At 61.3% G+C, this 26,659-nt stretch carries 27 protein-coding genes; 12 read left to right on the top strand and 15 right to left on the bottom strand.

All coding sequences use genetic code 11. The features are described from left to right. Positions 1 to 3 precede the first annotated feature (3 nt). From ACYP01_RS06575 to ACYP01_RS06565, 3 genes are all read left to right on the top strand, one after another. Positions 4 to 471: a hypothetical protein gene (locus tag ACYP01_RS06575; protein ID WP_223304434.1), complete on the top strand. Its 468-nt coding sequence runs from the start codon at positions 4 to 6 to the stop codon at positions 469 to 471. 284 nt (positions 472 to 755) lie between these two features. Then, positions 756 to 878, top strand: coding sequence for a hypothetical protein (locus ACYP01_RS06570; RefSeq protein ID WP_003940840.1), 123 nt, complete (start codon positions 756 to 758; stop codon positions 876 to 878). Between the two features lie 50 nt (positions 879 to 928). Then, complete coding sequence (locus ACYP01_RS06565; protein ID WP_459679035.1) at positions 929 to 2,923, top strand: SDR family oxidoreductase; 1,995 nt, start codon at positions 929 to 931, stop codon at positions 2,921 to 2,923. Positions 2,924 to 3,019: 96 nt separating this feature from the next. Here ACYP01_RS06565 and ACYP01_RS06560 read toward each other — a convergent pair whose 3' ends face one another. After that, a complete protein-coding gene (locus ACYP01_RS06560; RefSeq protein WP_459679033.1) occupies positions 3,020 to 3,748 on the bottom strand; it encodes a response regulator transcription factor in 729 nt (242 codons plus the stop codon). After that, entirely contained in the window at positions 3,745 to 4,962 is a 1,218-nt protein-coding gene (locus tag ACYP01_RS06555) for a sensor histidine kinase (RefSeq protein WP_459679030.1), read from the bottom strand. The genes ACYP01_RS06560 and ACYP01_RS06555 overlap by 4 nt, the downstream gene beginning before the upstream one ends. Before the next feature lie 253 nt (positions 4,963 to 5,215). Between ACYP01_RS06555 and ACYP01_RS06550 the strand changes: the two genes are divergently transcribed. The 4 genes from ACYP01_RS06550 (at position 5,216) to ACYP01_RS06535 (ending at position 10,449) form a co-directional block, all read left to right on the top strand. Next, positions 5,216 to 6,301, top strand: coding sequence for a serine hydrolase domain-containing protein (locus ACYP01_RS06550; RefSeq protein WP_230359678.1), 1,086 nt, complete (start codon positions 5,216 to 5,218; stop codon positions 6,299 to 6,301). A 228-nt stretch (positions 6,302 to 6,529) separates the two neighbouring features. Continuing rightward, positions 6,530 to 7,714: a serine hydrolase domain-containing protein gene (locus ACYP01_RS06545; RefSeq protein WP_459679027.1), complete on the top strand. Its 1,185-nt coding sequence runs from the start codon at positions 6,530 to 6,532 to the stop codon at positions 7,712 to 7,714. A 100-nt stretch (positions 7,715 to 7,814) separates the two neighbouring features. Beyond that, positions 7,815 to 9,011, top strand: a complete 1,197-nt coding sequence (locus tag ACYP01_RS06540; RefSeq protein ID WP_459679024.1) for a serine hydrolase domain-containing protein — start codon at positions 7,815 to 7,817, stop codon at positions 9,009 to 9,011. A gap of 295 nt (positions 9,012 to 9,306) precedes the next feature. Next, positions 9,307 to 10,449 (top strand): MFS transporter, encoded by a 1,143-nt coding sequence (locus ACYP01_RS06535; RefSeq protein ID WP_324292754.1) that lies wholly within the window; start codon positions 9,307 to 9,309, stop codon positions 10,447 to 10,449. A gap of 93 nt (positions 10,450 to 10,542) precedes the next feature. Here the strand turns inward: ACYP01_RS06535 and ACYP01_RS06530 are convergent, their stop codons facing one another. Then, the gene (locus ACYP01_RS06530; RefSeq protein WP_459679021.1) at positions 10,543 to 12,072 is read right to left on the bottom strand and encodes an N-acyl-D-amino-acid deacylase family protein; all 1,530 of its coding nucleotides are present in this window, start codon (positions 12,070 to 12,072) and stop codon (positions 10,543 to 10,545) included. A 249-nt stretch (positions 12,073 to 12,321) separates the two neighbouring features. Continuing rightward, on the bottom strand, positions 12,322 to 13,311 hold the full coding sequence (locus ACYP01_RS06525) for a threonine ammonia-lyase (RefSeq protein WP_321999834.1): 990 nt from the start codon (positions 13,309 to 13,311) through the stop codon (positions 12,322 to 12,324). Between the two features lie 81 nt (positions 13,312 to 13,392). Here ACYP01_RS06525 and ACYP01_RS06520 point away from each other — a divergent pair, with 81 nt between their 5' ends. Further along, a complete protein-coding gene (locus ACYP01_RS06520) occupies positions 13,393 to 14,316 on the top strand; it encodes a LysR family transcriptional regulator (RefSeq protein ID WP_054826213.1) in 924 nt (307 codons plus the stop codon). 2 nt (positions 14,317 to 14,318) lie between these two features. Here ACYP01_RS06520 and ACYP01_RS06515 read toward each other — a convergent pair whose 3' ends face one another. Continuing rightward, on the bottom strand, positions 14,319 to 14,894 hold the full coding sequence (locus tag ACYP01_RS06515) for a TetR/AcrR family transcriptional regulator (protein WP_042449699.1): 576 nt from the start codon (positions 14,892 to 14,894) through the stop codon (positions 14,319 to 14,321). A 76-nt stretch (positions 14,895 to 14,970) separates the two neighbouring features. Between ACYP01_RS06515 and ACYP01_RS06510 the strand changes: the two genes are divergently transcribed. Next, on the top strand, positions 14,971 to 15,585 hold the full coding sequence (locus ACYP01_RS06510; protein ID WP_054826214.1) for an NAD(P)H-dependent oxidoreductase: 615 nt from the start codon (positions 14,971 to 14,973) through the stop codon (positions 15,583 to 15,585). 174 nt (positions 15,586 to 15,759) lie between these two features. On the opposite strand, the gene ACYP01_RS06505 is transcribed toward ACYP01_RS06510, so the two are convergent. Beyond that, on the bottom strand, positions 15,760 to 16,179 hold the full coding sequence (locus ACYP01_RS06505) for a GNAT family N-acetyltransferase (RefSeq protein WP_459679016.1): 420 nt from the start codon (positions 16,177 to 16,179) through the stop codon (positions 15,760 to 15,762). A gap of 76 nt (positions 16,180 to 16,255) precedes the next feature. Here ACYP01_RS06505 and ACYP01_RS06500 point away from each other — a divergent pair, with 76 nt between their 5' ends. Beyond that, positions 16,256 to 17,239, top strand: coding sequence for a hypothetical protein (locus ACYP01_RS06500; RefSeq protein ID WP_054826215.1), 984 nt, complete (start codon positions 16,256 to 16,258; stop codon positions 17,237 to 17,239). 54 nt (positions 17,240 to 17,293) lie between these two features. Here the strand turns inward: ACYP01_RS06500 and ACYP01_RS06495 are convergent, their stop codons facing one another. Genes ACYP01_RS06495 through ACYP01_RS06485 form a run of 3 tightly spaced genes read right to left on the bottom strand, consistent with a single transcriptional unit; the run spans position 17,294 to position 19,327 of the window. Then, positions 17,294 to 18,184 (bottom strand): sucrase ferredoxin, encoded by an 891-nt coding sequence (locus tag ACYP01_RS06495; protein ID WP_459679012.1) that lies wholly within the window; start codon positions 18,182 to 18,184, stop codon positions 17,294 to 17,296. A gap of 57 nt (positions 18,185 to 18,241) precedes the next feature. Next, positions 18,242 to 18,814, bottom strand: coding sequence for a YdeI/OmpD-associated family protein (locus ACYP01_RS06490; RefSeq protein ID WP_459679010.1), 573 nt, complete (start codon positions 18,812 to 18,814; stop codon positions 18,242 to 18,244). A 9-nt stretch (positions 18,815 to 18,823) separates the two neighbouring features. Beyond that, on the bottom strand, positions 18,824 to 19,327 hold the full coding sequence (locus ACYP01_RS06485) for a hypothetical protein (RefSeq protein WP_459679007.1): 504 nt from the start codon (positions 19,325 to 19,327) through the stop codon (positions 18,824 to 18,826). A 128-nt stretch (positions 19,328 to 19,455) separates the two neighbouring features. On the opposite strand from ACYP01_RS06485, the gene ACYP01_RS06480 reads away from it, so the two are divergent. Continuing rightward, complete coding sequence (locus tag ACYP01_RS06480) at positions 19,456 to 20,301, top strand: alpha/beta hydrolase (protein WP_459679005.1); 846 nt, start codon at positions 19,456 to 19,458, stop codon at positions 20,299 to 20,301. Here ACYP01_RS06480 and ACYP01_RS06475 read toward each other — a convergent pair. Then, positions 20,286 to 21,242, bottom strand: coding sequence for a GlxA family transcriptional regulator (locus ACYP01_RS06475; protein ID WP_228402080.1), 957 nt, complete (start codon positions 21,240 to 21,242; stop codon positions 20,286 to 20,288). The genes ACYP01_RS06480 and ACYP01_RS06475 overlap by 16 nt on opposite strands. Positions 21,243 to 21,367: 125 nt before the next feature. On the opposite strand from ACYP01_RS06475, the gene ACYP01_RS06470 reads away from it, so the two are divergent. Then, positions 21,368 to 22,006 carry an HD domain-containing protein gene (locus tag ACYP01_RS06470; protein WP_459679003.1) on the top strand — a complete coding sequence of 213 codons (639 nt, stop codon included), beginning with the start codon at positions 21,368 to 21,370 and terminating at the stop codon, positions 22,004 to 22,006. Positions 22,007 to 22,015: 9 nt separating this feature from the next. On the opposite strand, the gene ACYP01_RS06465 is transcribed toward ACYP01_RS06470, so the two are convergent. From ACYP01_RS06465 to ACYP01_RS06445, 5 genes are all read right to left on the bottom strand, one after another. Then, complete coding sequence (locus tag ACYP01_RS06465; RefSeq protein WP_003940790.1) at positions 22,016 to 22,972, bottom strand: R2-like ligand-binding oxidase; 957 nt, start codon at positions 22,970 to 22,972, stop codon at positions 22,016 to 22,018. An 87-nt stretch (positions 22,973 to 23,059) separates the two neighbouring features. Beyond that, entirely contained in the window at positions 23,060 to 24,697 is a 1,638-nt protein-coding gene (locus ACYP01_RS06460) for a sulfatase-like hydrolase/transferase (protein WP_083057671.1), read from the bottom strand. 45 nt (positions 24,698 to 24,742) lie between these two features. Further along, positions 24,743 to 25,084, bottom strand: a complete 342-nt coding sequence (locus ACYP01_RS06455; protein ID WP_042449709.1) for a DUF6292 family protein — start codon at positions 25,082 to 25,084, stop codon at positions 24,743 to 24,745. 67 nt (positions 25,085 to 25,151) lie between these two features. Continuing rightward, the gene (locus ACYP01_RS06450) at positions 25,152 to 25,907 is read right to left on the bottom strand and encodes an alpha/beta fold hydrolase (RefSeq protein WP_459679000.1); all 756 of its coding nucleotides are present in this window, start codon (positions 25,905 to 25,907) and stop codon (positions 25,152 to 25,154) included. Then, on the bottom strand, positions 25,894 to 26,659 hold a 766-nt coding region (locus ACYP01_RS06445), incomplete at its 5' end, for an alpha/beta hydrolase (RefSeq protein WP_459678998.1). The genes ACYP01_RS06450 and ACYP01_RS06445, both read right to left, overlap by 14 nt.

Raw genomic sequence — 26,659 nt, 5'->3', positions numbered from 1 at the left:
GTCGTGGATGACTTACCTGAGAGTGTTGTGGTCGGCTCAGCAGTGTTTTCGCGTGTCGACTCGGACGATTCGTTGGCGTGCTGGACATCGATCATCGATGTCCAGGGGGTCGGTGACTCCAGGCCGGTGAGTCTGGTTATCGAGCCGGCCACCGTGCCGGAGTCTGCGGTGTGTGAGCTCGCTGCGACCGTGATGGCCCGGTTCGGTGAGTTTGCCGAAGTCGCCGCCGATTACCTGCGTCAACAGCTGCGTGGGCCACAGTTCGGCCTCCGCCACTCCGAACTCGTGGAGTTGGACGCCACGGAGTCACTGTTCGGCGAACCTGAGGCGGTGATCTGGGCTGACGGAACCTGGCTGCTGCGGTTCGCTGAGTCAAAGCTCGAGATGGCCGATCCTTTCGGGATCGGTGTTCTGTTCGAAGGAACGACTCCGTATGCGGTCGAGGACTTGTCGGGCGCTGAACCGGCCTAGGGTTTGCCGGCCTGTCCACGCCATCGCCTCGACGATGGTGCGCCGGTCTACTGGCGGACGGCACGTGGCCTTCACACCCTCGGAACAACGGCCGCCCACATCTCATCCGAAATCACGTCACGCGACGCAAGGACGAGGGCGCACCCCCACGCGCCCGAAACTCTTCAGCAACAGACCTAGTGGATTTCCCTGATCGGGCAGTCGTCCTCGAGGATGACTGCCCGATCGTCTAAATCGCTCCGCAGGGCGATGTTCTCCGAAGCTGATTTCGTCAGACTTGGAGCATGACAATTTTCGAATGGATCCTTGCAATCCCCGCTCTTGCGCTTGCCGTCGCCTTCTTGTTCTCCGGAATCATCTCCGCGGGCATCGACTTCGACGCCGAGGACGGGGTCATGACGCATTGATGTTCGTTTCCCTCTAGCCGCTGATCTTACTTTGGAGTAAGTTACCGACTATGGCCACATACATCGTCACTGGCGGTACTGGATTTCTCGGACGAGTTGCACTGCCACTCCTGCTCGAGCGTGATCAAACTGCTCAGATCCATGTGCTGGTCAGAGCCGGTTCTGTCGCCAAACTCGAAGAACAGGTGTCGGCAATTCCCGGCGGCGATCGCGTGCATCCGCTCATTGGAGATCTGACCGAGCCTGGGCTGGGCATCGATTCTCCCCCACCTGCCGACCACGTCCTTCACCTCGGCGCGATCTACGACATCACCGCCGGAGACGAGCAGGCTTCGACGAATGTCGAGGGCACACGCTCCGTGGTCGAACTTGCTGCGAAACTGGGAGCCACCCTTCATCACGTGTCATCGGTCGCAGTCGCAGGCGACTATCCGGGCACGTTCAGCGAGACCGATTTCGATTGCGGCCAAGGCTTTCCGACGCCCTACCACCGAACCAAGTTCGAGGCCGAGAAGCTCGTTCGAGAACGAGAAGGCCTCACCTGGCGTGTTTATCGGCCGTCTGCCGTGGTCGGCAACTCCGTCACCGGGGAGATGGACAAGATCGACGGTCCGTACTACTTGTTTCCAGGACTGGCGCTACTCGCGAAACTACCTGCAGCACTCCCCGTCCCGATCCCCAACCTCGGCGCAACCAATGTGGTGCCCGTCGATTACGTAGCCGCCGCCCTCGTCGAATTGATGCACGCACCCGGCCACGACGGCGAAGCATTCCATCTCGTGAATCCGAAACCTCAACCGGTACGCGAAATCTATGCCGGACTCGCCAAGGCCGCCGGAGCACCCCGGCCCGCACTCAGCCTTCCGGGCGTGATCGCCAAACCCTTTGTCTCGCCCTTGCCGATGGACTCGGCGGAATCGGCACGGAAGGTCTTCCTCGATCGCATCGGCATGCCTGCAGCATTGCTCGACAACATGACGATGGCGCCGACCTTCACCTCGGAGAGAACCGTTGCCGCCCTGGCCGGATCGGGACTGGCGGTCCCCGAGTTCGGGTCGTACTCCACTGTGTTGTGGAAGTACTGGCGCGCAAACCTCGATCCCAATCGCGCACGACGTAACAATCCCGAAGGACCACTCGTCGGTCGGATCGTTCTGATCACCGGAGGCTCTTCCGGAATCGGCAAGGCATCGGCCATTGCCGCCGCTCAGAAAGGCGCCACCGTTCTCCTGATCGCACGCCGCACCGACGAACTCGATGCCGCGGTACTGGAGATTCGATCAGCCGGAGGCAAGGCGTTCGGTTACCCCTGCGACATCACCGACGACGAGTCGGTCCAGCACACGATCAAAAGCATTCTGACAGAACACGATCACGTAGACATGTTGGTAAACAACGCCGGCCGATCCATCCGGCGCGGCATTTACCACTCCACTGATCGTTTCCACGACTACGAACGAACGATGGCAGTGAACTACTTCGGCGCTGTGCGATTGGTGCTCGCCTTGTTACCGACCATGCGTTCTCGCCGCTTCGGCCACATCGTGAACATCAGCAGCGCGGGAGTCCAGGCGGCAACGCCTAGATTCTCGGCCTACGTGGCGAGCAAGGCCGCCCTCGACGGTTTCTCGGACGTAGCCGCCTCTGAAACCCTGGCGGACGGAATCACTTTCACGACCATCCACATGCCCCTGGTCGAAACACCGATGATCGCTCCGACCGGCGAATACAACAACGGCCCGATCACCAGCCCGGAAAAGGCTGCGGCAATGGTGATCCGCGCGCTGATCGACCGCCCCAAACGCATCGACGTACCACTCGGAACCCTGGGTGATCTGGGAACCCTGTTCGCACCGCACACCAAGGACCGAATTCTCAACCAGATGTACCAGGCATTCCCCGACTCTCCGGCGGCAAAGGGTCAGGTAGACAAGGAAACTCCGGCAGACGCTCCGGCAATACCGACGCGACAGCACCACTCGCGCTCGCGCATCCGCAAACTCGGCCGTCGTGCCGCCCGACTCGTGCCCGGTACGCACTGGTGACCGGTAGTGTGACTTCGTCTCGGAGCGTTTCGGCAAGAGGAACGGATCTGTAGGTTCAGTCGGCGAATCCTCACCGGGTCACGCTGACAAATGCGATCAACCGCCAGTTGCACAGGGTTCCGTATCGGTGCCTGACCCCGGGACCACCAGACCAGACTCGTAGGCGATGACGACAGCGTGCGTCCGATTCTGAGCACCGAGCTTTGCCAGCACGTTCCCGACATGCGTTTTCACTGTCTCCAGGCTCACAACCAGAACCTGAGCAATATCCGAGTTGGACAGCCCGGTGGCCATCAACCGCAATACCTCTTCCTCCTTTGCTGTCAGCGCTGCATTCGGGAACGCCTCAGCGGAGACCAACGGGCGGGGCGTAACCATCCGGCGTAGCGCGGCAGGGAACAGGATCACTTCGCCCGCCGCCACCACACGTACTGCCGCTGCGATCTGCGAGACTGGGAGCCGCTTCAGCACGAAGCCACTCGCGCCCGCACTGAGTGCGGCCGTGACGTAGCCATCGTTTTCGAAAGTGGTGATTACCAAGACTTTCGGCGGTTCGGTGCACTCGGCCTGGAGGTGCCGAGTTGCCTCTATTCCGTTGCGCAGCGGCATCCGCACGTCCATCAGCACCACATCCGGACGAAGTTGCCGCGAAAGCTCCACTGCTTCGATACCGTCGGAAGCCTCGCCGACGACCACAATCCCGGGCTGAGCTGCGAGCAGCATACGCAGGCCGCTGCGGGTAACGTCGTCGTCATCCGCAATCAGCAGGGTGACTGGCATGCTTGCAGGGTTGGCGGCGTCCTCACTCCAATTGGCTTCGGTCATCGTGCCACCCGTACCGGCAACTGAACACTCAATCGCCAGCCCTGGGCTCCGTCCGGTCCAGCCTTGAACTCACCGTTCAAGAGTCGCACGCGCTCGGACAAACCTGCCAGGCCGCGCCCTGATCTTCGAACTACGTCTGCCTTTCCCCCGGTCACTGCCCCGGTGCTGTTGACCACTCTGAGCTCGACGCTCTCCGAGCCGACTGCCACCGTGATTTCGATCGGCCCGCTGTCCCCGTGCCGCAGAGCATTGGTCGTCCCCTCTTGCAGGATCCGGTACGCCGCGCGAGAGAGTGTCCCCTGGATCTGTGAAAGGTCACCCGAAAGGTTCACCTCCACAACCGCCCCCGCATGCCGCAACCGATCAATTAACGCAGGCAAGTCCGACAGCGTCCGAGAAGGTACAGCCCCAGGCCTCTCCTCGCGAAGTACACCCAGTACGTAGTCCAGGTCCTCGAGCGCTGCCCGTGTCGACTCCTCGATGCTACGCATGGCGGCCCTCGCTGCGGCAGGATCGGAGGCAAGCACCTCGCCGGCCACCGCCGCCTGGATCGTGGCGGCGGTGAGCGTGTGTCCGATCGAGTCGTGCAACTCGTGAGCGACCCGATTACGTTCGGCCAGTTGCAGTTCACGTTCTTCCGCCAGCGCGAGCCGTTCGGCCGTGGACGGCCCCAACAGTCGTGGCGCCAGCCATCTCAGCAGTGTTGCCACCAGGACACAAATTCCTGCCGCAAGCAGGAGGCAGCCGGCCGCCACGACCCAGGTCCATCCACCCGTCACGTCAACCGACGTATCGAACAGACTGATTCGCGCCGTGCCGCCGAGCCAGTTCCCCGGGAGCGAAATACCCATGATGAAAAGGACGCTGGTCGCGAGCGCCGCCAGCCAACCCACCATGACATGCAGGACAATCCAGAGCGGGGCCCGCCAGCGATCAATGTCCGAGAGGTTAGGAGTACGGTGTCCGAGCGCTGGACTCGGCAGCGACACCTGCAGCAGTCGGCGGGCAGAAACGATGAGCGCGCGTCGCACAGGATGCACCAGGCCGAGTGCTCCTACCAAAGTCACCCATATGAGCAGGACCGAAAGCACCCGGACGAACTCGGGTGCGGATTGCCACGCGAGAGCAGGCAACATCGCAACCACCAGAAGTGGCAGGCTTGCCAACACACCACAAAAGGCGAAAAGTACAGCTGAGTATGTAGAGCCTCGCATCAGCGGTCGTAGTCCTGTGATCATGATTCGACAAGTATGACTGGGCCGCTCGGCGATGGCCTCCCCCGATCGAGGGAGATGGTTTTCCCGCGTCGGAGCGATGCGCGACCAATCCTCCAGCAGACAGGATCGTGTCCAGACCGATCAATCTCTCCAAGGAGTTCTACTGATGCGCCGCCACAGTCGACAGGGCCAACCTCCCTCACCCCAAAGACAAAGCCGGAAACGGCACCGCGCCCTCTGTTCCGTCGCAATGACTCTCAGCGTGGTCACCCTCGGTGCGTGCTCGTCGTCCGCCGATACCGTCGCTGCGCGGCACGATGCGGTTCAACACTCACTCGACGCACTGGTGAGCGAGGACGGACTACCCGCCGCCCTCGCAAGCATCCAAGACCGAAACGGCAACTCCCACAACTACACCGCAGGAGTCGGTGACCTGACCACCGGATCAGAGGTACCCCCCAACGGCCAGATACGAATCGGCAGCAACACCAAAACCTTCACCGCAGTAGTGGTCCTGCAACTGGTCGCCGAAGGAAAGATCGAACTCGACACCCCCATCGAGACCTACCTACCCGGACTCGTCCGCGGAGACGGGATCGACGGCCACAACATCACCATCCGCCAACTCCTCCAACACACCAGCGGACTCCCCAACTACAGCAACTACCTGGAAGACGAAGTCCGATATTACGACCCACGCGAACTTCTCGACATCGCGCTCGAACATCCTGCCGACTTCGCCCCCGGAACGAGTTGGAAGTACAGCAACACCAACTACGTTCTCGCCGGCCTACTCGTACAGAAGATCACTGAAAAACCCCTCGCCGAGGAGATGAACCGGCGAATCTTCGCGCCGATCGATCTGCAGCACACATACTTTCCTGAACCATACGACGAGAAGATCTCGGAACTTCACCCCCGCGGCTACTACCGGGAGTCATCGGACGCGCCTCCCGTCGACATCACAGAGATAGACCCCTCGTGGGGATGGGCCGCAGGGCAATTGATCTCCACCACCTCGGACCTCAACCAGTTTCTCCACGCACTCCTCGACGGACGACTGCTCCCCGCAGCCCAACTCGACCAGATGCGCACAACCGTCCCCGCGGAGGAAACCTTCGGACCCGATGCCCGCTACGGACTTGGATTGGTCAGCCGTCCGCTACCGTGTGGCGGCCTGTCCTGGAGCCACGGCGGCAGTTTCCCTGGATACGAGACACGCGGGGGCGCTACCGACGACGGACGCGAAGCGAACATCGCGGTCAGCATGCAAGTAGTCGACGACGCCACCCGGAGAAAACTCGAACACGCGGTGGATATCGCCCTTTGTCGCTGAGGCCTCCTGTCAATCACCAAAGGCCGCCTACTCCGAAATAGCTCGTCAAACCGACAGTATCGGCCGCGAGACGCGGGACTCCGAGGTGCAGCCAGCTACACCCCGTACGCTCCGGCACGCACCACCGAGAGACTGCACTTCGCACCATGGAGGACGCGTATGCACGTCAATACTGTTCTCTGCATGTGGAACTCACCACGAGATTCGACGAACAGGAGACCACAACCAATGACCACTCTTCGACGTCGCCCCCTGCTCACCGTGCTTCCGGCAGTCACCGCTGCAGCCCTCATATTGGGCGTGAGCGGATGTGGTGACACCACTGACTCCACTGATTCCACTCGGCAAAGCGACGCTGCCGTGCAACAGGCGCTCGACGGCGTCATCGAGCAGGGGATCCCCGGCGCACAACTCGTGATCTCCGACCCGTCGCGGGGCACTCGCATCATTCGTGCAGGAATGGGAAACACCGCCACCGGCGAGCCTATCCCCGATGATGCGCGGGTCCGAATCGGCAGCAACACAAAGGCCTTCGTCTCGACCGTCGTCATGCAACTCGTCGACGACGGACTGCTCGACCTCGATATGAGCATCGAGCATTACCTGCCCGGAACGATCGTAGGCAACGGGAACGACGGCAACCGAGTCACCATTCGAGATCTCTTGCAGCACAACAGTGGACTGACGGACTACCTCGCCGCCGGCGGAGCACGGCCGGAAGACATCAAGCCCGGCCAGCTGCTGGTGGGGACAAGCGCACAACCATCGGAGCACTTCTCCCCCACTGAACTGGTCGATATCGCAATGTCTCTTCCACCCGGCCCGGCAGCCAAAGACAAGGCTGTCTATTCGAACACGAACTACATTCTGCTCGGGATGCTCATCGAGAAGGTCACAGGACGCCCTGCCGCGCAGGAGATCACCACCCGCATAATCGATCCGCTCGGACTGATGGACACCTATTTTCCCGCCTCCCGCGAGACACAGATCCGCGGTTCTCATGCACAGGGCTATCACCCGATTGACGGCATTCAGGTCGATGTCACCGATGGCGACGTGTCGTGGGCCGACACCGCAGGTGCGATGGTCGCAACGGGCGCCGACCTCAACACTTTCTTCACGGCTTTGCTACGCGGCGATCTCGTCTCGAATGACAGGCTCGCCGAGATGAAACACACCGTGCCGTTCGACAGGAGCCCGCAGGACAGCTACGGACTCGGACTAGTCCGCGTGAACAACTCCTGCGGGAAGGAGATCTGGGGTCACGGCGGCGGAATTCCCGGCTTCGGCACCTCGGGCGGAGTCGATACCACAGGACGCGCTGTGACTCTCACGCTCAATCACATCCCGATGAGCGAGGACGCCTTCGTAGCAGCACAGCGAGTTGTCGACGCAGCGATGTGCGAGGAGTGAAGGAAACATGTTCGTGCACGACTTCGCACGCAACATCGAACAACAATTCTTCCCGAGCGAACGATGTCCCGAACCCTACCAATCCTCAGGAGTTCTACTGATGCGTAACAATATTCGAAAGGGCTTCCCTTCCTCAGATCGCCGGCAGGACCGCAAACGGCACCGGACCTTTTCGGTCGTTGCCGCGGCGGCCCTCGGTGCCATGACGCTGGCGTCCTGCTCGCCGTCATCCGCCCTCAGTCCCGATACCGTCGGTTCTTCCTCCACCGAGTCCGACGCGGTTCAACGCTCCCTCGACGCGCTGGTGAGCGAGGACGGACTACCCGCCGCCCTCGCAAGCATCCAAGACCGAAACGGCAACTCCCGCAACTACACCGCAGGAGTCGGTGATCTGACCACCGGATCAGAGGTACCCCCCAACGGCCAGATACGAATCGGCAGCAACACCAAAACCTTCACCGCAGTAGTGGTCCTGCAACTGGTCGCCGAAGGAAAGATCGAACTCGACACCCCCATCGAGACCTACCTACCCGGACTCGTCCGCGGAGACGGGATCGACGGCCACAACATCACCATCCGCCAACTCCTCCAACACACCAGCGGACTCCCCGATTACGGAATACACGTCAATGACGAAGAGATCAGATACCGCTACGCCGACCCCCACGATTTGCTCGACGTCGCGTTCCAACACCCCGCCGACGCACCGCCCGGAACGAGTTGGGGGTACAGCAACACCAACTACATTCTGGCCGGCCTACTCGTACAGAAGGTTACCGGCCGCCCCCTCGCCGAGGAGATGAATCGACGTATCTTCGCGCCGATCGGCCTGCGCGACACCTACTTCCCATCCCCGGGAGACATGACCATCCGGGGTCCCCATCCCAAGGGATACCACCGCACCGCACCAGACAGCCCACTGAGTTACGTCACAGAGATGGACCCGTCGTGGGGATGGGCCGCAGGGCAGCTGATCTCCACCACGTCGGACCTCAACCAGTTCCTCTACGCGCTACTCGACGGACGACTGCTCCCCGCAGCCGAACTCGACCAGATGCGTACCACCGTCCACGTCGGCGGGCCCACCGGACTCGAGTACGGCCTCGGCCTCACCAGCAGGACTCTCTCGTGCGGCGGGGTCTACTGGGGCCATGGCGGCGACATAGTCGGCTACGAGACCCGCGGCGGCATCACCGACAACGGGCGCGCCGTAAACCTTGCGGTGACTGCTCTTCCCACGACTGCGTCCGCCACGCAACACGTCGTAGACACCGTGGACAGAGCTTTGTGCAGTTAAGGCTCTGGTGACAGCGTCACCCGGAATCTCACCCGAGTGACGCTGTACCGCCCGACGAAACATTCGGTCGGTTATTGGCCGAACGGACCAATGCGGCCAACGTGTCCGCTGCCACACTTCATCAGTCCATGCGGCACAACGCAATTCAGGAGGCATGATGAAGTCGGAACGCGCCACAGTTGAGGAACCCTCGCATAGCGGCGGCAAGTCGATACAAAACATATTGGACAACAAGTCAATTCGTCGAACAACGACTATGACTGTTGGGCTGCTCAGTACGATCTGGATGATCGACATGATAGATCGCGTGATGATCGGGCTTGCACTGCCGATGATCGGAGACGAATTCTCCCTCAGTAATACGCAATTGGGCGGAGTCGTGTCGATCTTCGCCATCTTTTACATGCTCGGGCAGGTCCCCGGCGGCATGCTGGCCGACCGATTCGGACCCCGGCCACTGTTGATCGTTGCGTTGATCCTGTGGTCGGTGTTCACCGCACTGACAGGATTCGCCTGGGGACTCGTCTCGCTGATGGTCATGCGTGCGATGTTCGGGCTCAGCCAGGGTCTCTTCCCAGCAGCGTCGTTCAAAGCTCTGGCTGAGCGAACCCGTCCGAAAACTCGCGCCACGGCCATGGGCTTCATGATCGGTGCAAACAACCTGGGCCCCGGCATCGCACCATTGATCATCGCCCCAGTTCTCATGGCCGCCGGTTGGCGGGACGCATTTTGGCTGGTGGCCATAGTCGGCGCCGTGATCGGCACAGTCGTCTGGTTGGTGCTCCCGGCGCCGTTGGACACAGAGATCACGGAAGATCCGGAGGCCGCACTGCAACCGCTCGCCAGTGAACACTCACGCGCCGCGGTATTCAAGTCCGTTTCGGTCTGGAAGTTCGCACTTCTGTTCTGCCTGGCCAACATGGCCGGATATGGGCTGTTGACCTGGGTGCCGAGCTACCTCCTCAACGAAAAGGGGCTCTCGCTGATCGATACGGGAATCTTCGCGGCGATCCCGTTCATCGTCACGGCATTGGCCATCGTCGTCGGTGGACGTCTGGTGGACAAGTACTTTCACGACAGCGCGCGCATTCTGCTCGTTCCGTGCATGGCCACCTCCGCCATTCTGCTGTTCTTGATGACTACCACCGATACCGTCGCGATGTTCACGTTCTATCAAACCCTCGCGATGGGCGTCAGCGGACTGTGCTCGATGTCGATCTTCGCCCTCCCGTTGCGGGCATTGCCTGCCGAATTCCTCGGTTCCGGAATGGGTTTGATCAACGGTTGTGGACAGCTCGCCGGTTTCATCACCCCCCTCGTGATGGGATGGATGGTGGACCAGTTCTCGTACATGGCCGCGTTCGGAGTCCTGGTCGGCGCGACGGCTGCGGCGGCTTTGGTGGCCATGATCGTTCCGCAAACCCCGGCGAAATTCTGAGGGCTCTCACGTGGTCCGGCGAAGTGGCCGCTGAAGGGTCGTTCCCGGCAGTGGCCGCTTCGCCGATCCGGAGCTGACCCCGGTGCCAGCTCGTCACCTCACTGCATCGAACCCGTTGCGCGAGCGCCGAAGTGCGCGCCCTGCAAGCTTCCCCGTCGGCACCCCGTCCGACAGTGCCGGTTGCCCATTGACCACAACGTGCCGCATTCCGGTCGCATACACTCTTGGGTTGTCGTATGTCGCGAGATCCTCTACCTGCGAGGGGTCGAAGATCGCCAGATCGGCGTATCCCCCTGGCGCAATGTAGCCCCGCTTCGCCAAACCGAAGTTTTCAGCAGGAAGGCTGGTCATTCGGCGAACGCATTCCTCGACTGATTGCCCGCTGGTGCCGCGGGTGTAGCGGCTCAGAATACGGGCGAAAGTTCCGAATGAACGGGGGTGGACGGGTTGCCCCGCGAAAAGGGTCTCCGTGCTTTGAGCATCGGCATCGGAACCAACCGAAACCCAGGGACGCTCGAAGGCAATTCGCGTGTTGTCCTCCAACGCAATGAAATAGGCAGCTTCGGCTGTGGGGAGAGCGTCGAGAACAGCCAGTATGGTGTCCACCGGGTCGTGATGCCCCATCCTCCGAGCAATAGATCCCAGATCTTCCCCCGCTCGGATCCCGAGTGCCGGTACCTCGGACAAGATCGTCACCCCATCGGCACCTCCGGACGCAGCATAGAGATTCTCCCAGTCCTCGTCCTCACGATGGATCCTCTCGCGGATCTGGTCTCGGACACCGCTCGAGTTCAGGTGCGTGCGCCCGGCCGTGGTGTCACGACACCGAAACTCCGGTGGCAACGCGGCACTGAGCAGCGTGTTCCCCGCCTCGTACGGATATACGTCCGCGGTGATTCGCACGCCGTCCTCGCGAGCCGACTCAACCAATTGCAGGGCCTCTGACATTTTGTGCCAGTGCGACTTACCAGCAACCTTGAGGTGGTAGATCTCCCCGCGCGCTCCTGTCGTTCGAGCGATGTCGATCAGTTCCTCGATGCTTTCGAGAAGCCTCTGCCCTTCGCTTCGGAGATGGCAGATATGGACGGCATCATGTCTGGCGAGCACCTGCGAAAATGCTCGCAACTCGCCGATATCGGCATAGCTTCCGGGTGGATAGATCAGAGCCGAACCCACTCCGAGAGCTCCATTTTCAAGCTCCTCGTCGAGCAGGGCACACGCTTCGGCCAGCTCTTGTTCACTCAACAGACGATCGTCCACACCCGCAACCACCATGCGCAGATTCGCTGCGCCGACGAAGCTCGCCACGTTGAAACCGACGCCGTTCGTCTCCAATGATTCGAGAAAATCGTGCAACCTCGGCCAATGTGATTGCACCCCAAGTGGAATCGCACCCAATCCGAGCATCGCCGGAGTCATAGAACCCGTGACCGGTCCGAGAGACACGCCTTCACCGAAGACCTGGGTTGTGACCCCCTGATACAAGTCCGACAATCCTCGTGGGTCTTGCTGCAGCGTGAGGTAACTATGGCTGAGCACATTCACAAAACCGGGAGCCACCATACAACCGCGAGCATCGATGTCGATCGCCCCCGGCACAGCACCCATCGTTCCGACTTCCACGATTGTGTCACCGGAGATCGCAACATCCGCTTTCCTGGGCGGGCTCCCTCTACCATCGAGCACAGTCCCGTCCCGAACGACGATTGTCGGCAGCATCACGTCTCCTCCACGGTGGCCTTGCTGTCGCGAGATGCGACCCTGTTCACTCTGCTCAATCGTGGAAGCGAAATCTTGTTCCAGACACACATACGCGATGCAAAATTGGTGCCGCCCTACCAAACTGGCCCATGGTTCCGGTCATGCCACCGGTTAGCCGACGATCCTGCGGATCTCATTCTCGGAGGCATTGGCGCCCGTGCAGACAACAGCAACGCGCTTGTCAGCGAAGGTGTTCGGATGCGCATAGACCGCAGCGAGTGCGGCCGCACCGGCGCCTTCGCTCAAAGTGTGAGCGTCGTAGAGCAACGCCCGCTGTGCGAGGGTGATGTCGTCGTCAGTGACGAGCAGGAATCCCCCGAGGCGTTCACGCAAGACACGTTGAGTCAGCGCGAACCCGGCACCGGTCGCAAGCCCTTCGACACGGGTGGTGTTCGGGCGCTCGACGCACGTGCCGGAACTCCACGAGTCATGTGCGGCTCGTGCGGCCTCAGACTGCACTGCGAACACCTCGAGGTGCGGTGCAAGCGCACTGGCGACGAGACACGCCGCCGCGGCGCCGCTGCCGCCACCGACTGGGACCACCACCGCGTCCAGATCAGGTTGTTGTTCGAGGAGTTCGACGTAGGCCGTTGCAACACCGGCGAGGATTGCCGGCTCATTGGCGGCGCTCACGAGACGCAGGCCGTCACGTTCGCTGATGAAATCGGCGTGAGCACGTGCTTCGTCGAAGTTCACACCGTGCTCGATGAGCTCGGCTCCGAGCATGCGGACAGCGTGAGCCTTGACTGGATTCGCCCCAACCGGCATGACGATCACACACCGCACGCCCACACCCGCTGCGGCATACGCCAAGGACTGAGCATGGTTTCCGGTCGAGTAGCCGACAATCCCCCGCGCCCGCGTCGCCTCATCCAGTCCTGCCACCAGGTTCAGTCCGCCGCGAACCTTGAACGCACCCGTGGGGTGCACGTTCTCGTGTTTGACGAACAATTGGCTGCACGAGCCCGCACCCAAGGTCGGGTGCGATATCAGGGGCGTGACCGGTAGACGCCGTCGGACGACCTGACTGGCACGCTCGATGTCTGCCCATACGGGTGGATGTAGCTGGTTTGATGCCGTGAGATCAGATGCCGGTGCCATGTGATTCACCCTGCCAAACACCGATTCATAGATCCAATACGTGTTTTCGTCCAAAGCATCGAAATCTTCTATGATTTTGGCATGCTCGATCTAATTCGGCTGAGGGTCCTGGTCGCTGTTGCACAGGAAGGATCGGTGACAGCCGCCGCCGATTATCTCGGTTACGCGCAGCCCTCCATCAGTCACCACCTTCGACAGCTCGAATCGGAAGTCGGGGTTCCACTGTTCCAGCGAGCGGGTCGTGGACTGCGCCTGACGGACGCCGGCGCAGTGCTGGTTCGGCGAGCCACCGAGATCCTCGGCCACGTCGACGCAGCGGTAGCCGAAGTCCAGACGTACGTCGGACTGAGGACCGGGCGACTACGACTGGCCGCATTCCCGTCAGCCCTGGCGAGTTTGATTCCGCAGGCGATGGCAGCGTTCACGTCCCAGTACCCCGATGTGTCCATCAGCCTCGTTGATGCAGAACCACCCAAAGCACTTGCACTGCTCCGTAACAACGATGTCGATGTAGCTGTTGTCTTCGCACACGAGGACACCCCTGAAGTCGGGCTCAAGCATGTCGCGCAGACGGCTTTACTGGAAGATCCGTTGTACCTGATCACCTCTGCACGGAATGCAGATGCCACCAACGAGATCACGGACTACGCCGGTGAGACCTGGATTGCCGGTTGCCCGAGCTGCCGAGCCCACCTCCTCACCGCTTGCAATCGAGCTGGATTCATTCCGCGGATCGAGTTCGAGACCGACGACTACGTCGCCGTCCAAGCCCTGGTCGCCTCCGGAAGCGGGGTAAGCACCCTTCCGGCCCTCGCCCTCCAGGCACATCAGAACCCGAGTATCCGCGCACACCGCATTCCCGGCGAGCGACGCACTGTCTCCGTCGCAACCTACGGCAAACCTCCATTTGCTCCCGCGATCGACGCGTTCGTCAGAACTCTGACAGCGATATCCGAATCCATGCGTGAGCGCGTCGAATTGGATGGGCACCAAGATAACCGGTGACCTCAGGTCCGGCCGACCACCGCGACTATCAGTGCGGCAAGTTCGCTTCGAGCATCGTCGGGCGAGAGCGCTCCCGCTACCGCCGCATGCGAGAGTGCCTCTGCAGCACCGAATATTGCGGTCATCGAAGGTTGCGCAAGTCCTCCGCCCGCACCAAAGGGAGTCAGCACCTCCCGACATCGTTCGGAATAGGCGTGTTCCGATTCACGCTTGACCCGCTCCAGCTCGGGCGAACCCTCCAGCGCTGCAAGCACACCCGTCAGTTCACGCCCCTGCGCCAGCGAACATCCGACGTAGGAGTCGGCGATGGCATTCGCGCGTCCGTTCAGAGACTCATCCGCGGCATCGAGATACTCCTCGAGCATCACCGTCTGACGATCGTCGAATTCCTTGAAGAGGGCTGCCAACAACGCGGCGCGAGAGGCGAAATGGCTGTATACAACTGGCTTTGCAACGCCGGCACGTTCAGCCAACCGACCAAGGGTCAGCGCGTCCGCACCCTCCTCTCGCACCAATGCCCACGACACCTCCACGAGTTGTTCGTACCTGCCGGCTCGCGACAGTCTCGTACGTGCCATCGGACACCTCCTTGCGCTATATACCAATAGTAACCTACTCTTGGTACATAAGCGCACCATCTACCGAAGGACGCTCATGACCACACTCGTCGTAGTCTCCCACTCCGATCCTCAGTCACTTACCCAGCATGTCGCCCGTTCTACCGCCGACGCGATCCGCGACCTGGGCGGCGACGTCGACTTCGCGGACCTACATGCCGAGAATTTCGATCCCCGATTCGCCGAAGCCGATGTGAACCTGTTCCGCGGCAAAGGGACTCCCCCGGCCGACGTTGTAGCCGAGCAGGACCGAATCGATCGTGCAGACGATCTGATTCTCGTGTTTCCGATGTACTGGTGGTCGATGCCCGCACTACTCAAAGGTTGGATCGATCGAGTCTTCGTCAGCGGATGGGCGTACGAATTCACCCCGGGAAGCGAATTCGTGAAGAAACTGGACCGACTCACCGTCCACCTGATTCCAGTCGCAGGTGACGACGCCGAGAGTTTCGACCGACACGGCGTGTACGAGGCCTTCCGGACACAGATCGAACGCGGAATCATCGAATATTGCGGTGCCACACTGGGATCGACAACCTTCGTTCACGAGTCGGACACGAAGAGCCGAGACGTCCTCGCCGCAGAAATCCACGACCTCAGCGAAAGCATCGCGTCCCGTGTCGCCTACCCTGCGACCGCGACTTCCCGTTGACGGTCAAAAACGGTCAACTGGCGCTTGACCGGCCCGTGGCCGCCCAGTAGCGAAGCGTGTCTCCCGAATGGCCGAGGTTGCGCGATAACTGATCAGCTGGGCGCACGCTATCGAGAAGTCCCCCGCACGCTTCGATTGCCCTACGCGAACCCGCGTTGGTCTCGTCGCACGTAATCAGGACTCCACTGAGCCCACCGGGTCGCCGGCATACGTGAGCACTTCCCGCAGAGCAGCCGACGCTATCCCTTTCCGCCGTTCCGACGGCCGAATCCCGTAGCCGATATGACCACCAAGATCAGCCAAGAACTCATTCAAGCTGTGTCGCAACTGGATAGCACCGAGATACCTGCCGTCTCGCACGATCCACCAGTTGGTTGCCGGGACAATGTCGGGCCCCGGCAACGCCTCGGGCTGCGCCAACAACTCCTGCACCCAGTGCCCGAATCCATCGCGTGATGCAAGGTCGAGATCCAGACGTTGCGCAACTCCCAACGCCGAACCGGGCTGATCCGCCTGCGGTCCACCCCACTCGTCACGCGACTCCAACCAGGACACCCACAAGGCCTCGTCAGGCGCAACCAAATCGACTGTCATAGCAGCGATGCTACGTCGCACCCGCAATGGTCGAGACTTCGCCTCAATCCATCGCAAAAGCACATAGTGTCGATGTATGAGTGGACGATTCACAGCTGGGGTCTTTATCGTCGTCGTCAGTGTCGTCGCCGTTGCGTTGGTTTGGACCGGCGTTCGAGACTATGAATCTTTCACTCCACCGGTCGCGATGGCGGTCGATCGGGCAGACTGCCTCGCCCCTGATATCACCGCCGCGCTCGTAGCCCCCGAGGCACGCGACAGCAGCATCGCACTTCGCCCCGAGGGAAGTGGTTACCCGCCTCCTGATTTCAGCCCCGTTGCCGTTGTTCGATGCGAACGCGGAGAAACGTCCGACGGTGGGTTGACCATCGACTCCATACGCCTCGAGGGGGACATCCACGCGGTGGACGATGCATTCCGCGAACAGTCTCGTCGATTTCCTGCCAACGTCCGGGCCGACTGCGCGTACCGTCTCGTCCCGCCAGCCGGTTTGTGGCTGGTAGACGAAGCAGGAGCAGCCATACGCCCTACCTGGCCGACCGCGCCCTGCGGACTGCAAGAGAAACCACACGCAGCCCTGAGCCAACTACATGAGATCAGCCGCGCGCAGCATCCGGTCGACGGCATCTCCTCCGATGACGCCGGAACCTGCGCGGAGTCGATCGGACAACCGTTCGCGACGACCACTGAAGCTGACATGAGTCGCATGGCAGAACACGAAGACACTCACGCGCGCCCACTGACGGAAACAGCTTTGGCTACACCGATTTCCGACGTCGGCAGACTACGGGTGTGCCGCTATTCCACCGAACCGCCGCTGCCCGAGTCCCGAATCCGCTTGTCACGCCAGCAGAGTACTGATCTGATGGAGGTTGCATCCACCGCGCCACCTGCAGGCCCATGCGATCTCGTCGCCCATCACATCGCTTCGATCGACGTACTTCGTCCCGACGGATCGGGCGGCACGCGGATGGCAGTCGAACTCGACGGATGCCAACGCGTAAACCTTCTCGGACAACGTCAATTACCGCCCGCAGTCATTGCGCTCCTGTTGCAGTAGCGATGACCCACACCCGAGTTCATCGAGACTGATCGTAGAATACCGACGATGAAATCACAGGTCTCGAATCGACGTGACCACAACTGGCCTGACCGGCTTGGGCGCCGCGCCGCAACTCGGTGGACGCGGCGCGAGTTCGGAGAGTGCCGTCTCCACCGCCCATCGCCGGCCGTCCACATGTGCGACGACGCATGTCCCGTCACTCGCCTGCTCGATGACAGCCAAGCCGTCGATTCCGCAGGTTATTTGCTGTCGCACAGCAATTTCCGAAGCCTGCCCCGCAGGAGACCAGCAACTCCGTCCACGCAGGCCTGGCAAATGGACCTGATCTCGGGAAGCCACCTCCACGGCCGTGACACTCTCACTTGCGGACAGACGGCCGTACGTATTGCCGCTCGGCAACAGGATCATCGACGGCGCGAATCGGTGCCCGCCGGTATGCGAACACTCCCACACCTGGGGTCCGAAGGACGACATCAGCGCTGCGGCGATCGGCCTGCCGAATACAGCGCAGCACTGGTCGCGCTTGCCGTGTGCGCAAACCAATACGACTGGCTCGGTCACTTGCTCGCCCAGTCCTGGTGGCGGCCCATCCAACAAGAAGAAATCGACGTCGAGTAATTCCATCGGCGAATCGATGTGCAACCTTTCACACCATGAGTCGCTCGGATCGGAGCGCGCAAGCAGGACGGTGTGTCCATCAGTCATCGGATCGGTGCGCCCGGGTCGCCGAACGAACATGATTCGTACGTTCGCTGCATCGGCTCGGCGGCTCAGCTCGGCGGCAAGCTCCTCCCCCAAGGCCGTACCGTCCAACACGTCACGACCCCACGCGGCATTGAATTCGAGGCATACCCAGCCCTGCACGACGGCAGCGCTGCCTGCCAGCGGTTCATCGACAGCAGACAGCGCGGAACAGGTTTCGGCTTCGATCACGAGGCCCATTGTGTCAGCCTCGCTGGGTGTCGATTCGCAAGTCCCTGTGGCCAGTGACGCGGCAGCTCAGTAGAACTTCTTGCCCTCCGCAAGCTGGTTCACGAACTTCTCGATCCGCTTGGCTCGCGTCTCCGGACGCTTTGCCTCCTGCAGTCGGTACGCGATGGTGAATCGGTTGGTGGAATTGAGCGTCGCGTAGAACTCACGAGCCTTCGGGTTTTCCGCGAGCGCATCGAGAAAGTCTTTCGGGACCTCGGCCTTGGCTGATCCCTCGTACGCGCGATCCCATCGACCGTCGGCCTTGGCCTTCTCGATCTCGGCGATGCCGGAAGGCTCGAGAAGTCCCGCAGCGTCGAGGCGGGCGACTATCTCGACGTTGCGTTTGGACCACGGACTCCGCGCGGTGCGTCGCGAAAACTTCTGTACGAAGAAATCGTCGTCGATTCGCCGTGCGAGGCTGTCGATCCAGCCGAAGCACAGGGCAACGTCCAACGCTTGGTCGTAGTCGATCGAACTGTGCGACGAGGTCTTCTTGGCCATTTTCAGCCAAAGGCCGGGGACCACCTCGTGGTTCTCGGACAGCCATCGACGGAACTCTGCTCCGTCAGCGAAGTATTCGGTGCCGAGTTCGACTGCCATCAGTGCTCCTCATTTTCGCGATACCCATACTCTGACAAAACCCTGCGACAAATATCCGAGAGTTCCGAGTGCGAGCACCCATTTGGCAATACTGACGGTCGAAGCGGCGCGAACCCTCGAGTCGGTGATCCTGTCGCGATGATCGAGGAAATGGAGTCCGACCACGTTCTCGACGTAGTCGCCGGCCGCCGACAGTACCGGCACTACGGCAAGGGCGCGCCGAGTTGCCGGGGAAAGGGGAACCCGCTCCCCGAGCCTCGTGCCCGCTGACCGCAAAGCCATCGCGTAGATCGCGGGATGTACGAAGTCGGGGTAGTAGTGACTACGAAATCGTGCCGTGGCCTCTTCGTCCATGGAGTCCAAGATCTCGACGTACCGGCGAGCGGAGAACGCCGTCTGCACTTCCAATACTTTGGGAGCCACCGGCCCGAGTAGGCGAGCAATATTCGCTTGTGAGGCAACAAAAGCGGTGGTCCACAGTGCCATCGCCTTCGCAGGTCCAGTTGGTGCCATGCCACGATCGTGCCATCTTCGCACAACAGAACGGAACGGCCCGACGGAAGAGCTCGCCGAAAATGTGAATGAGGTTGTAAAAAGCGGGCATTCCGTATCGATCATCGGTCCGATAGCGGGGAGCGCGCATGTCGCCCAAGTCCAACCCGACTGTTCTGTTCATCCACGGACTTTGGATGCACCCGACCACCTGGGACCCCTGGGCGCAGGTTTTCAACGCGCAGGGATACCCCACGATGGCGCCGGGATGGCCAGGGGACGCGTCGACCGTGGGTGAGACGCGTGAACACCCGGAAGACATCGCGGGACACGGCATCGAGGACGTGACGGATCACTACGCCAAGGTGATAGCCGATCTCGACGAACCACCGATCGTGGTGGGGCATTCGTTCGGAGGTTTGATCGCGCAGAAACTTCTGGGCCAGAAGCTGGCGACCGCGGCAATTGCCATCGACCCGGCTCAGCCCAAAGGGGTGTTGAAACTTCCCCTCGTTCAACTGGGCAGTGTTTTCCCGGTCCTGTCCAACCCCGGGAACTACCGGAAGGCGTACTCACACAACAGAGAGTCGTTCCACAAGTCCTTCGCCAGTGCCGTGTCCAAAGACGAGTCCGACGCATTGTTCGAGCAGTATGCGATTCCCGCCCCTGGTCGGCCGTTGTTCGAGGCAGCACTCGCCAACTTCGCGCCCCACAGCCCCGCTGCAGTAGATTTCAACGCTCGCCGCGGGCCACTCCTGATGATCGGCGGCGGCAAGGATCGCACAGTCCCGAAAGCCAGTTCGGACAGCTCGTTCAAGAAGTACGCCAAGGCCCCGACGATCAACGAATACAAGGTCTTCGGCGATCGAGGTCGCTCGCTGACCATCGACCACGGCTGGCGTGAGATCGCGGACTACAGCCTTGCCTGGCTCGACAAGCAGGGCATGAGCCCGCCGCAAGGCAAGCACGAAAGTCAGTCTCAGCCGAAAGCTTGAAAACGACGGCGGTACACCTGCGGCGAGATTCCGAGATGCGTCGAAAATGCTCGTCGTAGGGATTCCGAACTGCCGAATCCCGCCAATTGCGCGGCTTCGGTCACCGAGTGGCCGGCATCGAGGAGCGCTTTCGCGGAGTCGAAACGGATCAACTCGACGTATTTGGCCGGCGTCGTACCGAGTTCTTCCCGAAAGAGCCTCGTCAGATGCCGTGGGCTCAGGTGAGCCAGGGCAGCCAGTTCGTCGACCGAGTACTCCCCCGCCGGATCGGCGGCCACCGCCTCGACCACTGCGCGAAGCGCGGGCACCCGGGGCCGCGGCCCGCTCAACGACGGCGAGAACTGTGACTGCCCACCTGGACGCTGGAGAAATACCACCAGAAGCTGTGCGACGCGTCGGGCCATTTCTGCACCATGATCTCGCTCGAGCAATGCGAGCGCGAGATCGATCCCGGCGGTCACACCCGCAGACGAGAACACCGTGCCGTCCTGGATGAAAATGGCGTCGGGAACTACCGTGATCTGCGGATAGGCGCGCGCCAGCGTTGCCGTGTGTTGCCAATGCGTCGTTGCGCGGCGTCCGTCGAGCAGTCCACTCGCCGCCAGGATGAAAGTCCCGGTACAGATCGATGCAACCCGACCCGAACGTCCCGCCAGATCGCTCGCTGCGTCACGCAGTTCCGGACTCACCGGCATCGACGGGAACACGTCGCCACCCATGACCAGCAACGTGTCGAAGGAACCGGAATCTGCGACGTCACAGTCGACCGGAATGCGCATGCCGGTCGACGAGTCGACATCGTGTCCACCTACCGAGCAGATCACCAACTCGTAGTTCGCTCCGCCGCGATTGGCCTCTGCGAACACCTCACTCGGACCTGCGACGTCGAGCAGTTTGACGCCGTCGAACACCAGGACGGCAACTCGATGCACTGCGGTCACGATCGCTCCCCTTCGTCCTGATCTGTGGACAGTATGGCCGAGATCAGGGTGCGCCCGCGTGCGTGCTCGACCGACACTGGGACAGACCGAGAAATTCGCAGCAGCGACGAGCAGAGCAGGTACCGATGAACACGATCATTGCCGGTGTGAAAATCCCCGATTCGAAGATGGCTGCCGACGCCACCGAACTCGTCCGAGATACGGCGTCCGAGTTACTGTTTCACCACTCGCGACGCGTCTTCCTCTTCGGATCGCTGCAAGGCGCGCGTTTGGGACTGCACGCCGACCCTGAATTGCTCTACGTCGGCGCCATGTTTCACGACCTGGGGCTCACCGAGAAATTCCGGGACAGTACGGCGCGATTCGAATTGGACAGCGCGGACGAAGCGCGGCGATTCCTCACCGGCTACGAAGTCGACGAAACCGAAATCCGCAAAGTGTGGGAAGGCATCGCGCTACATACGACGCCCGAGGTCCCCTCGCGGCTGGAGCCCGAAATCGCCTTGGTGACAGCGGGTGTGGAGACCGATGTACTCGGAATCGGATACAGCGAACTCGACCAGGCCGACATCGACGCCGTCACCGCGGCCCACCCCCGTCCGGATTTCAAGAATCAGATCTTGAAGGCCTTCACCGACGGCTTCAAGCACCGTCCCGAAAGTACGTTCGGGACGGTGAACGCTGACGTACTCGAACATTTTGTGCCGGGATTTCGGCACATCGATTTTGTCGAGGTCATCCAGAACTCGGCTTGGCCCCAATAGAATTCGCAGTCATTTGGCCGCCTCACTCATCGCAGCGGCATCTTCTGCCCCGAACTTTTCCTCGAGGGTCTCCGGCGAATAGTCGAGGTCGATCTCGGCGACGTCGCGCCCGCGTGCAGACTCGATCGCCGAAAGTCGGCGCTGCGCACGGTCTGCGGCATACTCGAGGAACTCCTGATTGTCCAAACCGAACGGCTGCACCTCGAATTGATCGTTGACCCAGTTGATCATTCCGAGGGCCATGGGCATGAGTTCACCCATCCGCTGCTGGACGACGTCCCAGTTGTGATCGTCGGCGGCGACGTGCCTTCGGCAGGTGAACGTTCCCCAAGCCATGTGCCGTCGTTCGTCGTCACCGATCTTTCGCACCAATTGCTGCATGCCAGGGAGGATTCCGCGCGTCGCACAAACTTTCTGCCAGGCGTAGTAACCCGTCAACGCCAGACTGCCCTCGATGACGTGGTTGTACGTGACGCTGGCACGCACCTGGTTGACCGGGCTGGGGTCTGTTTCGAGAATGCGTAGCGACGACGGCAGCTCCTCGTAGAACAGTTGCCGGTAGTACGGATTGTCAGCGACGTAGGAATGCAGGTCACTGGTCAATCCCACTTCGTCCATCCACAGCCGAAACACCTGGGTGTGCTTGGCTTCCTCGAAACAGAACTGCGTCAAGTACATCTCGTCGCCGAATCGTCCCTCGGTCGACATTGCTTTCATGAACGGTTGAATGTCTTCGGTGACGGCTTCTTCACCGGCGATGAACTGCGCACACAGGAAGGTGGCGCTGCGCTGTTGTTCGCTGGTCAGCTCCTGCCAGTCACGGGCATCCTGCGAAAAATCGAGGTCGGTTGGGTTCCAGAATTTGGCATTTCCCTTGGTGAACAATCGGAGTGGGAACGAATCCCAGTTCAACCCTCCCGACCGAAGAGAACTGAAACCTTCTCGCCCCGGCGAGGTGACAGTCATGACATTCCTTCTTCCCGAACCGAAGACAGATGCCCCACCAGCATGCCCGCAGAACTGAAACGTGAATCAGTTTTGACGAAATTCGATCTATTCCTTCAGGGAAACACCCTTGGTCTCCATCACTGCGAAGAGCTTGGCGTTCATCTGAGCTGCCAGATCCGGCCGATACGAGCCGATGTTGAGCGGATTGGCTAGATTGTTCAGTTCCAAGGGGTCGGCTTGTAAGTCGTACAGTTCGTATTGCGGCGCAGCAACTCCCGCAGGATCGAAATACATCGTGTACTTCCAGCGACTCTCGCGTATGCACCGAATGTGGTTGGGCTGCGTGACGATGTTCTGACCGTCGGGCGTCGCACAGTTCTGATCGTCGTAGGTGAACAGAATCGTGTCCTGAACCTGCGCGCTGGGACTTTGCGGATAAGCGGCAGCGTCGACGATGACCGGTGTCAGATCGGTACCCAGGAAGTTCCACGATTGACGCGCAGGCGCTTGGGCGAGCGTGGCGAGAGTGGGCATCACGTCGATCAACGACGCCAGGGCGTCGGTGCGAACGGGTTCGGGAAACAGCAAGGGGTTGCTGATGACCAGTGGAACGCGCAGTGTTTCCTCGTAGGCGTTGAACACTTTCTGCCGCAAACCTCCGTGGCTCATCCCCATCTCCCCGTGATCGGACATCCGAACGATCACCGTGTCGTCGAGCATCTGTGGAGTGGCTTCGATCGCGTCGAGCACGCTGCCGATGTGTTCGTCGACCACCTTGTGCATATAGGCGTAGAAGTTGATGTAGTTACGCGCCTGATCGGGTCCGAGCAGCGGCCCGAGCCCGGCTGCCAACAGCAGTTCCGACTGAACCTGGGCTGTCGGTTTGTGATTGAGCGCCAGGATCTCGTCGAAGGTGGGCGGCAAGTCGATACCCTGCTCGAAGGCGCCCGGCGCGTCCGATCCGTAGTTGTCGCACGTGCCGTTCATCGCGTTCCACGTCTGGGGGTACGCGAGGACATCGTGCGGGTTCACGAACGAGACGATCAGCGCCCAAGGCTGTCCGGATGTGACTGCGGGTCCGGAGAGGAACTCGACAGCTTCCTCGGCGACACGGCGATCATGGTCTGCGCACCCGCCACCGAAGTGATCCGGATTGGTGTCCTGGCCCGCGTCCGGCGGAATCCACCCCTCGAAGCCGAATCCTGCCACGTCCTCGCTTGTCGGATCACCACCCTCGACGCCTTTGCTCAGATGCCATTTCCCCCGGTACTGGACGTTGTAGCCGGCCGACGCCAGCAGCTTTGCCATGTTCTGTTCGGAGACCTGCAACTGTGGCTCGGTGGGTGAGACAGTGCCACCTTCGGTGAGCGTTCTGGTGACCCCGTGCTGCGCGGGGTAGAGGCCGGTGAAGAACGTACTGCGACTGGGCGAGCACATCGCGGTGTTGCACACTGCCTGGTCGAAACTCAGCCCGTGATCGGCAATCCTCTTGCGGTTGGGCAGATTCTGTTCAGCCCAGCCTTGTGGCCAGTACATCGGCCGGCGTTCCTGATCGGTGATGATGACAACGATGTTGGGTTTCTGCGGAAACCGATCGGCGGGTGCTGCTTGTACCGGCGCCGCGCTCACCGCGCCGGCCGCGACGTCTGCCACTCCCGCGAGGACAAGGGCACCGACGCCACCGAGGAACGTCCGGCGCGGCAGTGAATGACAATGCGGAGCTGGAACGTTCTCTGGGTTCACGGGCGTCGTCCTCTCGGAGGCGTTGTCGCCCCAGAGTTGACCGAATCACTCTTCGCTACACATGCTCGAGCAAACTGCCCGTGCGCTGATCAGTTCGATAACCCGATCCGCACAGCGCAGCGGATCCGGTGTCCGGCCGATACCGAGGGTGTCGACTATCGAAATCGTCCTTCGCACATCAGCCTCCTCGACGCCCCACGACCAACCGAAGTCGTGATTCCAGAGCAGAACTGCGTTCTTCCCCGGATGGTGCCTGGCATGAACGGGAAGGACGATCACCGCATCCATGCTCGGCCCCTGCGGCCATCGAACTGTCTCACCGTGAACGGACCGTGCTACCGCGTCGACGTATTCGTGTGCGGACCAGTCGTTGCCGTTGGTATGCATAGAAGTACATTCGGTGCCACGCACGTTTCGGATGGGTTCGTGGCATCACCGATCGAGTATTGCGCTTTCAGGAAATGAACGGCAACACAACGGATTCGAATTGGCGATGACCGTCGCGGTGGACACTGTGGCCGGTACGGAAAGAGACCAATTCGCAGCGTGCAACGGTGGCTGCAACAGCGTCGAGGCGAAGAGGATCCACCATCCCGCCCAGACCTCCACGCAGGAACAACATGTCAGCCTCGATGAGCGGCAACCGATCCCACCACTGCGGATCCGGTCGGCGGAACTGCTCGAGCGCGGACCGTGTCATCGAGCGATCGAACGTCAACGCGGCTCGCGGATGCCGCACCAAACTTGTTGTGGCGTGCCACAGTTCTGGGACACTCGGCAATTTCCTCGCGAACACCTGTTCCGGGTCACCCGCACGTAGTGGTAACGGCGCTTCCTCGATGACCAACTTCCGCACCGCAGTGGGACGTTTCTGCGCGATCAACGACGCCGCGTGCCCGCCGAGCGAGTGGCCGACCAGATCCACCTGCTCGAGTTCGAGATGATCACACACGTCCATGACGTCGTCCGCGAACTCCTCGAACAGATACGACGACGCACGAGCGCTCCGGCCGTGGCCGCGAAGGTCGACCGAGACAACTCGCCGGTTGCGTGATCGCAAGGTCCGCGCGAACTTGTCCCAGGTACCGCTGTCGCCGCCCATCCCGTGCACGAGGACTACCGGAGGCAGATCGGCCACACTGGGATGCGAGCCGGAATCGCGGTAGCTGATCTGGACCCCGCCGGCACTTCGTACGTTAGCGACACTCACGAGTTCCCAGGATAGACCCGTCCTCGCGGATTGCTGACGCGGTCAGCCGAGGCTGCAACTCCCCTGGTCGCGTGACCTCGTCGTAGCGACCGAGTCCGATCCTCGCGATGTTTCGCAGCGACTCGCTTGCATCGGCGAAGTAGCCGCAATGCCCTCGAACGGCACCGGTACCGAAAACAATGGCTCCGTGCTGCGCCCGAACTGGAGACGGGCCGTGCCCGAGGCGGCCGATCTTCACGCGTGGGAAATAGCGGATCCAGTCCGACGGACCAAGCGCAGCCCAGAGATTTCCGGCAAAGCACAGGTCTTCGCGCGAACTGGTCCCCATCCCCGGACTACCCAGCACCACGCAATCGTCCACTCGCGCCGACGGGAGAGCGAGTCCGCACACCACGGCCCCGTAGCTGTGTCCGACGAGCGTCACATGCGCCGATCGCGGCAGGATACGAGTCAACCGCGCCAGATCTATCGCACCAAGTTCTGCAAGTGTCCGGGAGAACGACTCGAGAAATCCCCACGGCGTCCGATAACCGACCCACACGATCACCGCGACGCGGTCGCTCGGCCCGAGCGACCGGAGCATCCTTCCCAGTGTCCATCCGCTCGCGCGTGGTCCTGTCGGACGGTTCTCGTCGAAGTAGTTTCCCAGTCCGTTGTCGTTGCCCGGCACGAAGATCATGATGTGCTCGGCGGTGGCGACATCGCCGAACACCTCCACGATCCGGCCTTCACCGGTCTCGTCGTACGCCAGA

Source organism: Rhodococcus sp. no. 34 (assembly GCF_054589475.1).
Note: the sequence above shows the minus strand (reverse complement) of the source record. Positions and strands in the feature narration are given on the sequence as shown.

What these genes read in the sequence shown, in the direction of transcription:
- ACYP01_RS06545 (WP_459679027.1), top strand. Translation starts at nt 6,530, where the DNA reads ATGACCACTCTTCGACGTCGCCCCCTGCTCACCGTGCTTCCGGCAGTC.
- ACYP01_RS06550 (WP_230359678.1), top strand. Translation starts at nt 5,216, where the DNA reads ATGACTCTCAGCGTGGTCACCCTCGGTGCGTGCTCGTCGTCCGCCGAT.
- ACYP01_RS06535 (WP_324292754.1), top strand. Translation starts at nt 9,307, where the DNA reads ATGATAGATCGCGTGATGATCGGGCTTGCACTGCCGATGATCGGAGAC.
- ACYP01_RS06465 (WP_003940790.1), bottom strand. Translation starts at nt 22,972, where the DNA reads ATGACTGTCACCTCGCCGGGGCGAGAAGGTTTCAGTTCTCTTCGGTCG.
- ACYP01_RS06525 (WP_321999834.1), bottom strand. Translation starts at nt 13,311, where the DNA reads ATGGCACCGGCATCTGATCTCACGGCATCAAACCAGCTACATCCACCC.
- ACYP01_RS06485 (WP_459679007.1), bottom strand. Translation starts at nt 19,327, where the DNA reads ATGGCACCAACTGGACCTGCGAAGGCGATGGCACTGTGGACCACCGCT.
- ACYP01_RS06520 (WP_054826213.1), top strand. Translation starts at nt 13,393, where the DNA reads ATGCTCGATCTAATTCGGCTGAGGGTCCTGGTCGCTGTTGCACAGGAA.
- ACYP01_RS06480 (WP_459679005.1), top strand. Translation starts at nt 19,456, where the DNA reads ATGTCGCCCAAGTCCAACCCGACTGTTCTGTTCATCCACGGACTTTGG.
- ACYP01_RS06540 (WP_459679024.1), top strand. Translation starts at nt 7,815, where the DNA reads ATGCGTAACAATATTCGAAAGGGCTTCCCTTCCTCAGATCGCCGGCAG.
- ACYP01_RS06555 (WP_459679030.1), bottom strand. Translation starts at nt 4,962, where the DNA reads ATGCGAGGCTCTACATACTCAGCTGTACTTTTCGCCTTTTGTGGTGTG.
- ACYP01_RS06515 (WP_042449699.1), bottom strand. Translation starts at nt 14,894, where the DNA reads ATGGCACGTACGAGACTGTCGCGAGCCGGCAGGTACGAACAACTCGTG.
- ACYP01_RS06455 (WP_042449709.1), bottom strand. Translation starts at nt 25,084, where the DNA reads ATGCATACCAACGGCAACGACTGGTCCGCACACGAATACGTCGACGCG.
- ACYP01_RS06495 (WP_459679012.1), bottom strand. Translation starts at nt 18,184, where the DNA reads ATGGGCCTCGTGATCGAAGCCGAAACCTGTTCCGCGCTGTCTGCTGTC.
- ACYP01_RS06565 (WP_459679035.1), top strand. Translation starts at nt 929, where the DNA reads ATGGCCACATACATCGTCACTGGCGGTACTGGATTTCTCGGACGAGTT.
- ACYP01_RS06490 (WP_459679010.1), bottom strand. Translation starts at nt 18,814, where the DNA reads ATGGCAGTCGAACTCGGCACCGAATACTTCGCTGACGGAGCAGAGTTC.
- ACYP01_RS06505 (WP_459679016.1), bottom strand. Translation starts at nt 16,179, where the DNA reads ATGACAGTCGATTTGGTTGCGCCTGACGAGGCCTTGTGGGTGTCCTGG.
- ACYP01_RS06470 (WP_459679003.1), top strand. Translation starts at nt 21,368, where the DNA reads ATGAACACGATCATTGCCGGTGTGAAAATCCCCGATTCGAAGATGGCT.
- ACYP01_RS06560 (WP_459679033.1), bottom strand. Translation starts at nt 3,748, where the DNA reads ATGACCGAAGCCAATTGGAGTGAGGACGCCGCCAACCCTGCAAGCATG.
- ACYP01_RS06570 (WP_003940840.1), top strand. Translation starts at nt 756, where the DNA reads ATGACAATTTTCGAATGGATCCTTGCAATCCCCGCTCTTGCGCTTGCC.
- ACYP01_RS06510 (WP_054826214.1), top strand. Translation starts at nt 14,971, where the DNA reads ATGACCACACTCGTCGTAGTCTCCCACTCCGATCCTCAGTCACTTACC.
- ACYP01_RS06500 (WP_054826215.1), top strand. Translation starts at nt 16,256, where the DNA reads ATGAGTGGACGATTCACAGCTGGGGTCTTTATCGTCGTCGTCAGTGTC.